The sequence below is a fragment of the Streptomyces sp. NPDC102278 genome, assembly GCF_044766345.1.
Classification (GTDB): domain Bacteria; phylum Actinomycetota; class Actinomycetes; order Streptomycetales; family Streptomycetaceae; genus Streptomyces.
Map to the genome: position 1 here is coordinate 39,457 of NZ_JBIWLV010000026.1, position 13,126 is coordinate 52,582.

General features: G+C 69.9%; 14 protein-coding genes and 1 pseudogene. 9 read left to right on the forward strand and 6 right to left on the reverse strand.

Features of this window, described 5'->3' with window-relative positions; translation table 11 throughout:
• The first annotated feature begins 259 nt into the window (after window positions 1-259).
• Window positions 260-1,195 (forward strand): hypothetical protein, encoded by a 936-nt coding sequence (locus ACIRO3_RS34530; RefSeq protein ID WP_404143426.1) that lies wholly within the window; start codon window positions 260-262, stop codon window positions 1,193-1,195.
• 118 nt (window positions 1,196-1,313) lie between these two features.
• Here the strand turns inward: ACIRO3_RS34530 and ACIRO3_RS34535 are convergent, their stop codons facing one another.
• The gene (locus ACIRO3_RS34535) at window positions 1,314-1,700 is read right to left on the reverse strand and encodes a hypothetical protein (RefSeq protein ID WP_404143428.1); all 387 of its coding nucleotides are present in this window, start codon (window positions 1,698-1,700) and stop codon (window positions 1,314-1,316) included.
• Between the two features lie 351 nt (window positions 1,701-2,051).
• On the opposite strand from ACIRO3_RS34535, the gene ACIRO3_RS34540 reads away from it, so the two are divergent.
• Window positions 2,052-2,222: a hypothetical protein gene (locus ACIRO3_RS34540; protein WP_404143429.1), complete on the forward strand. Its 171-nt coding sequence runs from the start codon at window positions 2,052-2,054 to the stop codon at window positions 2,220-2,222.
• A 10-nt stretch (window positions 2,223-2,232) separates the two neighbouring features.
• On the opposite strand, the gene ACIRO3_RS34545 is transcribed toward ACIRO3_RS34540, so the two are convergent.
• Both ACIRO3_RS34545 and ACIRO3_RS34550 read right to left on the reverse strand, forming a co-directional pair.
• The gene (locus ACIRO3_RS34545) at window positions 2,233-2,448 is read right to left on the reverse strand and encodes a hypothetical protein (protein ID WP_404143430.1); all 216 of its coding nucleotides are present in this window, start codon (window positions 2,446-2,448) and stop codon (window positions 2,233-2,235) included.
• A 23-nt stretch (window positions 2,449-2,471) separates the two neighbouring features.
• Window positions 2,472-2,804, reverse strand: coding sequence for a DUF6233 domain-containing protein (locus ACIRO3_RS34550; RefSeq protein ID WP_404143432.1), 333 nt, complete (start codon window positions 2,802-2,804; stop codon window positions 2,472-2,474).
• 894 nt (window positions 2,805-3,698) lie between these two features.
• Between ACIRO3_RS34550 and ACIRO3_RS34555 the strand changes: the two are divergent.
• Both ACIRO3_RS34555 and ACIRO3_RS34560 read left to right on the forward strand, forming a co-directional pair.
• A pseudogene (locus tag ACIRO3_RS34555) lies at window positions 3,699-4,697 on the forward strand (ATP-dependent DNA ligase); the annotation flags it as partial.
• Window positions 4,694-5,008 (forward strand): STAS domain-containing protein, encoded by a 315-nt coding sequence (locus ACIRO3_RS34560; RefSeq protein WP_404143434.1) that lies wholly within the window; start codon window positions 4,694-4,696, stop codon window positions 5,006-5,008. The pseudogene ACIRO3_RS34555 and the gene ACIRO3_RS34560, both read left to right, overlap by 4 nt.
• 67 nt (window positions 5,009-5,075) lie before the next feature.
• Here the strand turns inward: ACIRO3_RS34560 and ACIRO3_RS34565 are convergent, their stop codons facing one another.
• Both ACIRO3_RS34565 and ACIRO3_RS34570 read right to left on the reverse strand, forming a co-directional pair.
• The gene (locus tag ACIRO3_RS34565; RefSeq protein ID WP_404143436.1) at window positions 5,076-5,654 is read right to left on the reverse strand and encodes a hypothetical protein; all 579 of its coding nucleotides are present in this window, start codon (window positions 5,652-5,654) and stop codon (window positions 5,076-5,078) included.
• Window positions 5,655-5,885: 231 nt separating this feature from the next.
• Window positions 5,886-6,446: a DNA-binding protein gene (locus tag ACIRO3_RS34570; protein ID WP_404143438.1), complete on the reverse strand. Its 561-nt coding sequence runs from the start codon at window positions 6,444-6,446 to the stop codon at window positions 5,886-5,888.
• A 687-nt stretch (window positions 6,447-7,133) separates the two neighbouring features.
• On the opposite strand from ACIRO3_RS34570, the gene ACIRO3_RS34575 reads away from it, so the two are divergent.
• The 5 genes from ACIRO3_RS34575 to ACIRO3_RS34595 all read left to right on the forward strand — a co-directional run bounded on the left by ACIRO3_RS34575 (window position 7,134) and on the right by ACIRO3_RS34595 (window position 12,629).
• Window positions 7,134-7,451 (forward strand): hypothetical protein, encoded by a 318-nt coding sequence (locus ACIRO3_RS34575; RefSeq protein WP_404143440.1) that lies wholly within the window; start codon window positions 7,134-7,136, stop codon window positions 7,449-7,451.
• Between the two features lie 615 nt (window positions 7,452-8,066).
• Window positions 8,067-8,312 carry a hypothetical protein gene (locus tag ACIRO3_RS34580; RefSeq protein WP_404143442.1) on the forward strand — a complete coding sequence of 82 codons (246 nt, stop codon included), beginning with the start codon at window positions 8,067-8,069 and terminating at the stop codon, window positions 8,310-8,312.
• A gap of 541 nt (window positions 8,313-8,853) precedes the next feature.
• A complete protein-coding gene (locus ACIRO3_RS34585; protein WP_404143484.1) occupies window positions 8,854-9,588 on the forward strand; it encodes an HNH endonuclease family protein in 735 nt (244 codons plus the stop codon).
• 205 nt (window positions 9,589-9,793) lie between these two features.
• Complete coding sequence (locus tag ACIRO3_RS34590) at window positions 9,794-10,996, forward strand: GTP-binding protein (RefSeq protein WP_404143444.1); 1,203 nt, start codon at window positions 9,794-9,796, stop codon at window positions 10,994-10,996.
• Between the two features lie 850 nt (window positions 10,997-11,846).
• Entirely contained in the window at window positions 11,847-12,629 is a 783-nt protein-coding gene (locus ACIRO3_RS34595) for an IS5 family transposase (RefSeq protein ID WP_404143445.1), read from the forward strand.
• Here the strand turns inward: ACIRO3_RS34595 and ACIRO3_RS34600 are convergent.
• Window positions 12,595-13,080, reverse strand: coding sequence for a hypothetical protein (locus ACIRO3_RS34600; protein WP_404143447.1), 486 nt, complete (start codon window positions 13,078-13,080; stop codon window positions 12,595-12,597). The genes ACIRO3_RS34595 and ACIRO3_RS34600 overlap by 35 nt on opposite strands.
• Between the last annotated feature and the right edge of the window lie 46 nt (window positions 13,081-13,126).

The following is a 13,126-nucleotide window of genomic DNA, read 5'->3' on the forward strand; positions in this document are numbered from 1 at the left end:
CATCGGATTCGGAAGAGGTGCTGCGCCGGTACAGCTGAGCCAAGCGCCGCTGGAGCCTGAGGGTCGAGGAGCTGGACGGGACTGCCTCCTGCGCATCGCGGCGGGTTGCGGCGGCCCAGCCTGGCAAGCGCAGTAGCACTCCCCCGGACAGATGGGTCCGGGAGCGTGCTGCTTCGCTAGGCCTTGGTCGAAGCGGACAAGGTGGAGCTCGTCTGGGCAACCGGCTGTGCCCGGGCGACAGGTCGGGAATGATCGGGGCATGACCGATGGCCTCCCCGACGGTCCGGCCCCCGAGCCGGCTCCGCGCGACCACCGCCAGGACGACCTCAGCACGTTGGCGGCTGCGCGCCGGCGCACCGTGGACGAGCACATGTTCACCTCGCCCGGGCTGCCGGGGGCGTTCCGACTGCAGCTGTTCACTGCCCCCGGGGCGCGCTCCGTCGCCGTGGTCACCCAGCACGCCGGCGAGGGAATGAGCCTGCTGAACGGCGCGGAGAGATTCGCGGCCGCGGTGTGGGAGCGGCACTGCTCCGAGGAGGCCCTCCCCCCGGTGTGGGTGGAGCGCCAGCTGTGGCGGGAGGGCTCGGTCCAGGAGACCCGCTTCCGACGGGTGGTGTTCGCCGAGGGCAGCCGCTACCGATTGCGTCGCCCGCGGTGGTCTGCAATCACTCAGGAGCAGCTCGACGCCCTGGTCGGGGGCACAGTCGAGACCGGCCGCGGCGCCGGCTACGTGCCGCGCCTCGCCGAGCCCGAGCCTCAGATGATGTTCGAGGAGTTCGCTGTAACCCGCCTTGCTCGCCCCCGCCCGTTCCGCGAGCCTCACTGCATGCCGGCCGGGGTGCCCTGGTGGCGGCGCTGGGTGCGGCAGGTAGTGCCGCGGGATGCCACCCGTACGTGCTGCTGGTACCACGGCGGAGACTGGCACCGGGTCAACGCGATGGCGCTGCAGGTGCTCCGCGATGCCCGCGCGCAATCCGTGGGAGCCGAGGACGCGCAGGAGCTCGCCGTGGCGTACGCAGCATCGGTCGGCGCCACGGACTGGGAGACCGAGGCCCTGGCCACCCTGTTCAGCACGTGGGACGCGATCCAGCCCGACAGTGAGGGGGGCTACATCAACGGGCAACACCGCTCCCAGGCCATGTTGGAGGCGGGCGTACGCCGCACTGTCGTCCTGCACCACGTCTACGAGGCCTAGCCCCGCTTGGGGCGCCAGGCTGCGGCTATTCCGCGCTGCGCCAGCCGACTGACCCCGGCACTCTGCCTGCCGGGGTCGGGGCGTAGAGACATGTGATGCCTGCGCGGGGCGTGATCGCTTATGCGTCGGTGCTCTCGCCGGGGGTCAGCGTCTCCGTGGTTTGGGGCGCGGGCTTGACGACGGCGCGGCGCGCGTGCCACTTGTCGTAGAGTACGGTCCCGGCCACGCCGGCGCCGGTGAGGGCGGCGCCCATGATCATGCCTTGTCTGCTGGAGAAGTACCGCAGCGCGTGGGTGCTGCCTCGCCTGCTGGCTCCCTTGACGGCGGTGTTTATGATGGCGCCGCCTTGTTCGCGGTAGAAGTTACGGAGGCCTTCAGGGCCGCCTAGCAGGCCGGCTTCCTTGGCGAGTGCCGCGTAGTCCCACATGATGCTGCCCCTGTTCGTGTCGCTGGAAAAGAGGGTTCGATGATCCCAGGGCAGCGGCATCTGGGTGGAGTAGTTCATGACATCTGTCCGTGATGGGTATGCGTGCCTTCGTAGCGCCGCTCTCCTCAAGGTGTGGGCATGGGCGGGTTGGTGAGGTAGCGAGGGCGCGGGCCGGGTGGTCCGGTGTTCGGGCCCGCCTTCGTGGCCGTCCGCGCGTTCCGCTTCGCGCGGCCCCGGCCCCGCTGTCGGCGCCCGGCGTCGGGTCCAGTTCGGCGTCCGTTGCTGTGTTGGCCGTGTCCGGTCCGGCCTGTGGTGGCGCCGTGCTGGGCGTGGCCCAGCTCCGATGGGAAGGCGTCAACGAGGGGCAACTTCGCGGCTAGGCCATTTCGTTTGGCTCCGCGGAACCAGCGCGTACGAAGGAGTCCGACCGTGACCAGTCACCCCACCCCCGAAGTCCTGCGCGAGGTCATCGAGGGGGCGGTCGTCGCCTACTTCGAGGTCATCGACGCCGAGGACCAGGACGTGGACACCGGGGACCTGACGGAGACGATCGCCCGCGACGTCGAGCGACTGCTGGAAGGCCGGCGCCGCCCGGTGTGAAGCGCCCGGGCTATGCCCGGTGCCAGGTGGCGGGGCCGCCGCCGCGCCACTCGATGAGCCCGGTCCCGGTGAGGGTGACGTCGTCGGGGTCGAGGCCTGCCCGGCGCAGGAATTCGCGGACGTCTTCGGGGCCGAAGGCGCGGCCGAGGATCTCCCCGTCACAGCGGACGCGCCGCCCGCCCTCGGCATCGGGCGGGTAGACGACCACGCGCAGGTCAGGGCTCATGCCACCAGCCTGCCGCCGGCCGGTCAGTCCAGCACGCCGAGCGCGACGTGTGGCCGGCAGTGCGGGCAGCCGGGTACACCCTCGGCCAGGGCCCGGCGCGCCTGCTCGACCTCGACCGGCGAGCAGCGGTTGCGTGTGTCCCAGCACCCGCCGACGTGGACGCGGATGAGCGGCCGACCCGCGCCGATGCCGTGTTCGATCAACCACGCGGGCGGCTCGGGCAACGGACGCCGACCCGCGTCCAGGGACGCCTGTGTCTCCGCGACGGCGAGGGCCTGTTCGGCCCGGCCGAGGGCTGCCCGCAGGTAGGTGACGACGGTGCGCAGGCGCGCCAGGTCAGGCGGGAGATCGGACACGTGTTCTATTCTATGTCCGAGTGCAGGCACCCCACCAGACGGGACCCCGATGGACACACCCGCCCCGCCGCGCCCCACGCTAGCGACCTGGTCGCCCTCCCAGACCGGCCCGTGCGCACGTTGCCACCAGCCCTGTTGCAGGTACGGCCACGGTGCTTCACCCCTGTGTCAGGGCTGTAAGGCCGTGCGGTCCGCCGCCGGCTGATGAGCACGCCGGAGCCGGTGGCGTCATGGCCGTGGAGGCCGGAGGACGGGCCGGAGCCCCGGGTGTGGACGTGGCCGGCAAGCCGCCAGAGGGCACTTCGTGGTCGTCGACCTGGGCTCGTACGCTGTCAGCGTCGAGGTGTAGTTCGTAGACGGTGGAGCAGTCTGCTGCCAGTGTGGCGACCGGCTGTCCGCAGGGGCAGGCGTGGTTGAGGCCCGAGTCGCCGAGGGGGCCTGTGCAGCAGCCCAAACCCGTATCCACCAACATGACCAACCTCGGGGCGTCCTCAGGGTGGAGGACGATGTTGTTGCGGGGGCCGGCCGACTTGAGAAACCCTCGCACGTCCGCCTTCAAGCCCGAGCGGGGCTGCGCGGGGCCTTCTTCCTCATCGTCTCGAAACGCCACAAAGGGCGCCCCCCACGGCTCGGGCTCGATCGCGTAGTGCCCTGCGGGCACTGTGGCGGGGGACTGCCGATCACCCCCCTCCTCATACGGTGGCGGTTGCGGTACCGCCTCCAGACGTGCCAGATCGGGGGTCAGAGCTGCTCCGCACCTTAGGCAGCAGAAGATCGTCATCCCTCGTTCTATCCCGCCGATAGCGCGACGCGCATCCGGGTTTTCGGGCGCTGCGAAGCTCCACGGACAACCCTCCGCGGACAGCCAACAAGGCATAACAGAAGTTCGACGGTCACCGGGCGATCTTGTTCACCTCGGCCGGGCCGGGCGGGCGGGTGCTGCTCCAGACCCGTCGGGGCTCTCTCGTCCAGGACCGGTTCCCCGACCTCGTGGCGGCGGCGGAGGCGCAGTTGCCGGGCGGCCTGGTCCTCGACGGCGAGTTGCTCGTCTGGGATCCGGAGGCGGGCCGGCTCAGCTTCGAGGCGTTGCAGCGCCGGGCCGCCGCCCGCGCCCGCAGCGCCGCCACCCCCGCGGTGGGCCTCCCCGCCTACTACGTCGTCTTCGACGTCCTCCAGGCCGACGGCGTTGAGTTGCTCGCGTTGCCGTACCGGGAGCGCCGCCGGCGCCTGGAAGTCCTCTTCACGGCCCGGGGCCTGACGGCCCCGTGGACGCTGTGCCCGATGACCACGGATCCGGTGAAGGCTCGGGAGTGGTTGGAGGACTGGACCGATGTGTCAGGGGTGGAGGGCCTGGTCGTCAAGCGGACGAGTCAGCGCTACCTGCCCGGCGCGCGCGCCTGGACCAAGATCCGACGCCGCGACACCACCGAAGCGATCATCGGAGCCATCACGGGTACCCTCGCCCGCCCGCAGCTCCTGGTCCTGGGCCGCCACGATCAGGCCGGGCGCCTCCACAGCATCGGCCGCACCGTCCCTCTGCGCCCGGACGCGGCCCGCCTGGTCGCCGAGCACCTGGCACCCGCCGAGCCGGGGCACCCGTGGGCGGGGGTGCGGTTCGCCTCGACCTGGGGCTCACGCGACACCCTGGACACGACCCTGGTTCGCCCCGAGCTGGTCGCGGAGATCAGCGCCGACACTTCCGTCGACCGAGGCGGCGCCTACCGCCACCCCCTGCGCTTCAAGCGGCTGCGCCTGGACGTCACGACGGCGGACGTCCCCCGGTTCGGGGCCGGTCGGGCCGGCTTCTGCCGGGTGAGGTCCGCCGTACGGCTTCCTGTGTTTTGGATCATGGACGGCCCTTGCCTTGTGCGCACTGTTTCGTGGGTACGGTGACCCGAAACCGGGCGCGGCAGCGCGAGAACGGAGTCCGCGTCATCATCTGCGTGGGCGACTTCGACGCGGAGACCCTCGGCGGCCTCAAGGCGGCCATCGCCCACCCCGAGGTACGACGGCTCGTCCTGGACGTCACCACCGTAACCTTCGCCGACTCCTCCATGCTCAACGTGATGATCCTCCTGCTGCGCACCGGCCGTCTGGTCCTGACCGGCCCGATAGCCGCCCAGTTGGGCCGGCTCCTGGACCTCACCGGGGCCGGCCCGCTGTTCCCGACGGCCGACACCGTCGAGGCGGCGCGCGTCCTGTAGCGCGGCCCGCAGGTATGTGAGGAACGTGAGATACAGGGCAGCGGGGCGCCGAGTTCCTGGTGTGCCGTCAACCGCACGCCTCTATCGCCGCGTAGCGGAACTGTTTGTCGCTCAGACCGGCGGTGTTCGTGTAGTCGGCCCTTTCGGAGATACGCCCGATCGTTCGCTGATGGTTGAGCTTCCAACTGTGGCCACGGTGGTCCGTGAGGCTGAGCTCAGCGTGCATGGTCGGCTGCTTGTTGATCTCTTGGATTGCCGCGACCTCCAGATCAGCTCGCTTGCAGGCCATGAGGTCACCAACGGCTCCGCTCCGTACGATCGCGCCGCCGGAATCCACGAGGTCGAACCTGACGTTGTAGACGGCACTGAGGCTCCGGTTCTCGATCCACAAACGCGTGGCTACGCCCTCGGCGTCCAGGTCGTACCACCAGCCGACCTTGCTCACCACGGCGAAGACCACTTCCTGGTCAAGCCTTTCCGTCTGAAGCTGCTGCGCCTCGACGCCTTGCCAGGAGAAAAACAGGGATGCGAACGAGGCGACCACGGCCAAAGCGGTGAAGGCGTTGCTACACCGTCGCCCGCGTCTCCTGCGAGTGGACGTGCCGGTCGGTGGCGTGCCGATGCCTTGCGGAGGCCGGTCGGTCATGGGGGGCTCCTGTGCCCAACGTCTCTGCCGACACGACGGGGTGCCTGCGCCACACGCCGGGAAGCGCCGGGTCTCACCGGGGTGTAGCCCGAGGACGGCGGCTCGCACGTGACGTCGTGCCGACGGGGCGCCCGCGCAGACGTGCCGCGCCGGGCGCTTCCAGTATCCGTCCGCGCGGGCGACCGCGCGCGACGTGCCGAGGACCGGCCGAACCTCGATGCGGGCGGTGTGTCAGGGCGTGCCGGTTTGCTCGTCGCCGAGTTGTCGTGCGGCTTGGATGCGGCGGCGGGCGGTGCGGGTGCTGATCTGGTCGCGGGCGGCGAGTTCGGCCGCGCTGGGTGTCGCGTTGTCGGGTCCGGCGAGTTCGGCGGCCAGGTCGCGGACGGCGGTTTCGCGGGGGGTGCTGCGCTGGTCGCCGGCCGCACGGCGGGCGTCGACGTCGCGGCGGGTCCACCAGCGGCGCCCGTACAGCTCCAAGCCGGAAGGCAGGTATCCGGTGGTGGCGTAGGCGCGGACGGTCTGGTGCGCGATGCCGAGGGCGTCGGCGGCCTCACGGTCGGTCAGCAGATCGCCGGGATGGGGGCCTTCGCAGGGCGGTGCCGGCAGGGGACGGCCGGCCAGGTAGGCGGTCACCTGTGCGCGGTCGTAGAGGCGTAGTCGGTCGCCGGGGTTGACCACGGGCACCCGGGCACGGAAGTTCTCGCCGTCGCGCCGGCGCCAGGTTTTCAGGTCCTGGCCCAGGGCTTCGGCGATGTCGGCCTCGGTCATGGCGGGGCGGCCGTGGGGGATCACGGTGGTGTGCTCCTGTCGGGTGCGGGGCGGGTGCGGTCATAGACTGCCGTAGTCGCCTTCGGGTGCTGACGGGTCGGGGCCGGTGGGTATCGACCACGCACACGTGCGTGGGCCGCCGGCCCCATCGTCATGTCCGGCCACCGCGGCTTGACGCGGAAGACCGCCGCGGCTTCACCGGGGAAACTCACCGCGGACGCACGCCGGCTTGTGGGTCGGTCGTCCTTGGGTGTGACGGCCTGGTCCTCGCGGACGATCGGGCGGGCGGCGCCGTGTTGCTCGCGTTGCGCTTGCGGATCAGGGCCTCCACAGAATCGGCGCTGTTCTCGTGTAGCTACGGCCAGGTGGTGTGTAGCACTGAGTAGTTGAAGAGGGGCGAGGCCGGGGTGTGCTGCCTGGAGCCTTTCCGGCGGGCGGCGATGGCCTGTTCCACCGGGTCCGGGCGCCGCGCTCATCGCGGGCAGTGATGTCCGCGGCGGCCTGCCAGACACGTGCGTTGGACATCGAAAGTGGACTCTGGCCGCGAGTGTCGCAGTCCCGGATCCCCTGTCCATGAATCGATCGGTTCATGGACAGCCCCCGGTTACATCCAGGATGGCCGGGGGGAAAAATTCCGTCGCCCCGTGACTGATCCCGGCATGCGTAGTTGATCTTCCCGTTGATCAATTTCCATCCGAGGAGATCCTGACCATGAAGCTGTCTGCCAAGTTCGCCGGCGCCGCCGGTGCGGTCGCGCTGCTTACCGGAGTGGCCCTCGCCGCGCAGCCTGTGGCTGCCGCGGATGACCCGTACACGATCGAAACGTCGTCAACGGCCAAGTACGACGGGATCTACACCGTGGTTGAGGTCGACTGTCCGGCAGGCTCCAAGGTGACCGGCGGGGGCTACGAGCTCGGCTCCGGTACCGAGGTCCTCTCCAACCGGCCCACCTCCGGGCGCGGTGCGTGGACGGTGGGCGTGAGTGGTAAGAACCCCGTCACCGCCTATGCCATCTGCACCAGGGTGTAGCCGATCGCCGCGGGTGAAGTCCTTGGTTACCCACACGCGGCTCGCCGAGATCGAGAAATGACCTGATCCGGGCCGGGGAGGAGCAGTGGCTCGGCGAGATCGAGGGCATCGACATGACCTTGACCAGGGGCCGCCCGATAGCCAGCCAGGTCCAGAGGCGGGTCGGACTGTCCAGGTGTGGATGCCACCATCTGAGCGGACGGATCTGGGCAACCGGGACGGTCTTGGTAGGCCCGGCCGCTGTCCGTGTGTGAGGGCAGCGAGGTGCTAATCGAGCAGATCGTTTCGGCGGTGAAGGCTGGCGATGATCAAGAGATCCGATGGGGTGTAGCTGATGGCGTACTCGGCGGGCAGGGGCGGCTTCCCGGCCCCGGGCTGGCAGGCGGGCCGGGCGATCGGATCGCGTAGCCGTCACACGGCCGGTTCCGCCGAGCGCTGCCGGTGGCGCATTCTCCCTGCGGCTGTGAGGCAGTGGCCGGAACAGAATGCCTGGTCAGAGTGGGTGAAGTAGCCGGGCGCCAGCCGATGGCCGCACATGGCAGCCGGGACCGGTCCCGATCGTGTGGGCGGCCATGAGGTCAAGGCCGCGACCGTAACGGCGGTATCGCCGGAACCATGCGGACTTGCACGCGGCCGAGCAGTACCGGCGCCGCGGCGCTAGGCGTCCGGGCTGCGCTGGTGTCGACGTCGGCGGGGACGGCGGCCGAGCGATTGACCGCCGCCCTCGGCGGCCTCCTTCCGCCGCTGCGCCCGGCGGTCACCGCCCGCATGATCGGCGACCTGACGCGGGCGGGCGTCCTGCTGCGCCTGAAGGGTCCGGCGGACGCCCCTGTCGTGCACGTGGACAGGTCGCGGCCCTGACCCGCCGCCGCGACCTCCCGGCGCTCTTGGACCGCCACATTCTCTACGGCCCCGACCAAGCCGCCGTCCGCCTCGGCCTACGCCGCACCGAACTCGACCACCTCACCTGCTGCACCCTGTTGCGGCCGGTGCGCACGGTGGCTGTCGACCCCGGCAAGGCCCGGGGCGGCGAAGTCGACGTGACATCGACTGGGCGGCACTGCGGACGCTCAGGTCGAGGCCGGGGGAGAGATGGCCGCTGGTGGCGTAGGCGCGAACGGTCTGGTGGCCGATGCCGAGGACACTGCCGGCCTCGGCGTCCGTCAGGAGGTCGCCGGGGTGTTCACCGGGTGGGGGAAGCGCGGCAGTCGGCGCCCGTCGGCCCCCCTGCTTGAAGACCGCAACAAGACCTGCGAAGTCCCCGGGGCAGGTACGGTCGTTCGATGGCAGTGCCGTGATCGTTTCTTCGGTGAATCTCGCCGACCAGCCGGGTGACCTCCACCCTTGGCTCCTTCCGGTAGGGCTGTCCGCCCGCTACAACCCGGGGGTGATCAACAACCTGCTGCGCCGCGGTCTGCCCGCGTTCGCTCTCGCCGCTCTGCCCCTTCTCGCCACCACCTTCCCGGCTGTCGCCGACACCGCACCGGTCCGCGAGGTTTCCTTCACCCGCGGCACGCCCCATCCCGGTGCCGCGGGCGCTTCGGGCGGGGCCGCGGTCTGGGCACCGTTGGCGTTGTTCGAGGCGGTGGACCGGTTGCCGGTCGCTGCGGAGCATCGGGCGGGTTACAAGCGGGATTTGTACAAGCACTGGAACCGGGGCCTGAAGGCCACGGACGGCTGCGACACCCGCCGGGAAGTGATCTTGGCGGAGGCGGTGGAGGCGCCGCAGGTCGCGGCGGGCTGCAAGCTGACGGGCGGGCTCTGGCGCAGTGCCTACGACGACGTGGTCATCACCGACGCCGGCCGCATCGACGTCGACCACTTTGTCCCGCTCGCCGAGGTGTTCGACTCTGAACAAACCCCGTGGTCCGCGGCTCGTCGGGAGGCGTACGCGAACGACCAGAACAGCCCCGACACACTGATCGCCGTCTCGGCCGCCTCCAACCGCTCGAAGGCGGACAAGGATCCGGCCGAGTGGCTGCCGTCGGACGGCTCCTACCACTGCACGTACGCCGCGACCTGGGTGGGCACCAAGTTGCGCTGGGACCTGGCCGTCGACGAGGCGGAGCGCCAGGCACTCCTCGGTCTCGCGGAGGACTGCCCAATGACCACCGTGGTCTACGAGAGGGCCCCGTAACCCGCCCGCACGGCTTTGATGCCTCCCCCCGCCGGGATCCCAGCGCGTACACCGCTGGGATCCCGTGGCGGCGGGGACGCGGTTCTTCTTCAGGCTCGGTTGGGCGGTCTGCCGTCCAGGGCTCGGAGCGTAGTGAATCAAGGAAGCAGCGGACGGCGGCGGGACATCTGTCGTGCCGTCGTTCCGCCATTTGAGGAGGTATCTGGTGGAGCAGAAGAAGTCCGGTCGGGTCGTCCCGCAGGTCACGGTTGTGGTCCTCGGTAATGCGAGGCTGGGCAAGACGACGTTGGCGGCCGCCGTCTCCAAGGTGGTCCACGAGAAGAGTCCGCAAGCGGCGTCGCTCCGCTCGTTCGCGGACATCGCCAACGCCCCCAAGCAGGACTACCAGGGTGCGCAGATCGCCTACGCCCAGGTCGCCTATGAGGCGAAGGGGAGCCGGTTCACACTGATCGACTGCCCTTCCGCGGACGACTACCGCAAGCTGCTGGTCACCGGTGCGGTCCGCCCGGACGGCGCGCTCTTGGTCGTCGACGCCGTCGACGGCGTCGACGAGCAGGCCAAGCAGTACCTGGACCTGGCCCACAAGGCAGGGATCCGACCCCTCGTGGTCGTGTTGAACAGGGCCGAGCGGCTCGACCAGGACGGTGACGAGGCAATCCTGGAGTTCACGGCCAAGCAGGTCGGTGAAGTCCTCCACGATTACGGCTTCTCGACGCAGGATATTCCCGTGGTCGCGGCTTCCGCGCTGAAGGCTCTGGAGGGCGACAAGGACTGGAGTGGGCGCCTCCAGAACCTCCTGGACACGATCGCGGAGACGATCCCGCCGGCGGTGGAACCTGACCAGTTCGCTTTCCTGCTGCCCATCGAGACCGCGAAAGCCGCGCCGGACACGGGTTTCACGGTCACCGGGCGGGTGGAGACGGGCGTGGTGGAAAAGAACGGGGACGTGTTCGTCTACGGCGACCGGCCCCAGAGGATTCGTGCCCGTGTCGCGGGAATCGAGATCGGCGGGAAGCCCGCCGACACCTGCCGGGCCGGCGACAGCGTCACCCTGCTAATCCACAACGTCGACGAGAGTGTCATCGCCCGCGGGCAGTGCGTCGGCGGTTACTCCTGGGTGGAGCCGGTGAAGAAGTTCACCGGCTCCCTGTACCTCTACTCGGCGGCGGAAGGCGGCCGTACCGCCCCCCTGCCCACCGGCCACCAGGCCCGGTTCCACATCCGCACCGCGGAGGCGGCCGGCACCCTCACCCTCGCCACACCCGCCACCTCGGTGAGCCCCGGGCAGATCGCGGAAGTCACCGTCACCCTCGACCGGGAAGTCCTGATGGACTTCAACGTGCCCTTCACCGTCCATGAGAACGGCCACACCATCGCCGCCGGCCGGATCAAAACCAACCCCGCCTAGAAACAGCCTGACCAACCCCCGTCTGGAAACAGCCTGCACGCGAACGACCAGGATCCCGCCTGGCGGCCTTCGCCCGCATCACGGAAGGGGGATACGGCCGCCCGAAGGACTGCCAGGACCCGATCGGCGTGCAGCTCCTGGAAGCCAATCCCACCAAGGTCCGCTGCGCCAAATGCCATATGCGAAAGGACCTCTTCGGCCAACTGCACACCCGCCGGCCTGTGCCCCTCCCGATCGGCGGGGGCACAGGCGGTTTTACCTGCCGAGTGGGCCGCGCCACTCAAGGTTCGATGACACGCGACCGAGGTTCGATGAGACAGGGCAACCGGTGTCCTGTGCCATCGCGCTTTGAGCGGCGTGAGGCCGCTTGGGCGGTGCGGAGCTCGGCCCAAGGCAGGGGTGGTGGCTGTCGCCTTGCCGATGTTGTCTGGTTTTGGGCTGCTGTGAGCCGGTGATCCATTAGTGTCCGTCCTGGCCTCAGCGTGTGCGGGGTCGCGGTGTGTACGCCGGCACTGCGTCCGCGTTGCAGGGTGCCAACGGCTTTCCGAGAGGGAGTTCCTACATGAGCGTCAGTCCTAAGTAGCCGTTGCTCTATCGATCTTGGTGGGCGTGAGTTCGAGGTTGCCGACTCGGTCGGGTGATCTTCTGGTCGGCTGGGCATGAAGGTGGGGCCTCCCGAACAGCTCGTGGGTGTCGAATCCAACCGAGCAACAGGAGGCCCCTGGTGCTGCAGTCTTCCGTCCCGGCGCCGTTGTCGTCCAACTCGGCCGCTCTGTCGTGTGATTGCCTCGCTCACCGGTTCGGGAACGCCGGGGATCGCCCGCACAGGCGACCGAGGTACCCCTCCGACATGAGCGACGCGGAGTGGGGCATCGTGCGTGACACGATGCCTGTCCCCGCCTGGCTGGAGGGAAGGGGCGGGCAGCCGGAGGGCTACTGCCACCGGCAGCTGGTCGACGCCGTGCGCTACCTCGTCGCGGGCGGCATCGCCTGGAGGGCGGTGCCCTCGGACTTCCCCGCTTGGGACCGCGTCTATGCCTTCTTCCGGCGCTGGCGTGACAAGGGCCTGGTCGTCGAGTTCCACGACCGGCTGCGCGACCGGGTCCGCCAGGCCGCGGACCGTGATCCGGAGCCGACCGCCGGGATCATCGACGCGCAGTCGGTGAAGGGGGCCGCGTCGGTGCCGGCCGCGAGCCGGGGATTCGACGGCGGGAAGAAGGTGAACGGCCGCAAGCGGCACATCGTGGTGGACACCCTCGGACTGCTGCTGGTCGTGATGGTCACCGCCGCCTGCGTCACCGACCGCGAAGCCGGACAGACGCTGCTGGCCCGACTTCGCCAACGGCACTGGCGCATCACGCTGGTGTGGGCCGACGGCGGATACACCGGGCGCCTGGTCGACATCGCCCGTGACGTCCTGCGGATCGCACTGACCGTGGTCAAACGCACCGACGACACCACCGGCTTCGTAGTGCTGCCCAAAAGGTGGCTGGTGGAACGGACGTTCGCCTGGCTGATGCACTCACGCCGACTCGCCCGCGACTACGAGACCCGCACCGACACCTCGGAAGCGATGATCCGGTGGTCGATGAGCATGGTCATGAGCCGCCGACTCGCCCGGCGACCACACTGAACATTCCCGGGCGCTCTTCCGCGAGCCAGCCCCGCGCGGCCAGGCGCTTCGCCTTCGACCGCACTCCCTCGACCTTCGCCGCGACCACCTCCAGCCCCAGTGCCGCCGCGAGTTGCCGGCAGTCCATCGCCTCCCCGCCTTCTTCGGCCAGGACCTCCACGAGCCGCTGATAGTCCGGCGCCAGCACCGACGCCACGAGCCCCTCCTGCCACCGCGGCACCACCGAACCGGGCACCGCCCCGGCGACCCACATCGGCCGTTCGCCCGTCACCACGGCCGGCGGCGCCTCCTCGCTTGCGCGAGGTTCTGCCAGTACCTCGGCCACCGTCTCCCGGGCGATCACGACCCGCTCCCACACGGCCTCCGCTTCACTCAGCTCGGCCTGCAGGGCCTCCACCCGCTGCCGAGCGACACGCTCACGCTCCTCCAACAGCCCCATCACCGACGGCATCCGGCACCTCCACCGAAGAGACGACACGACACCTCGTCTCTTCCGT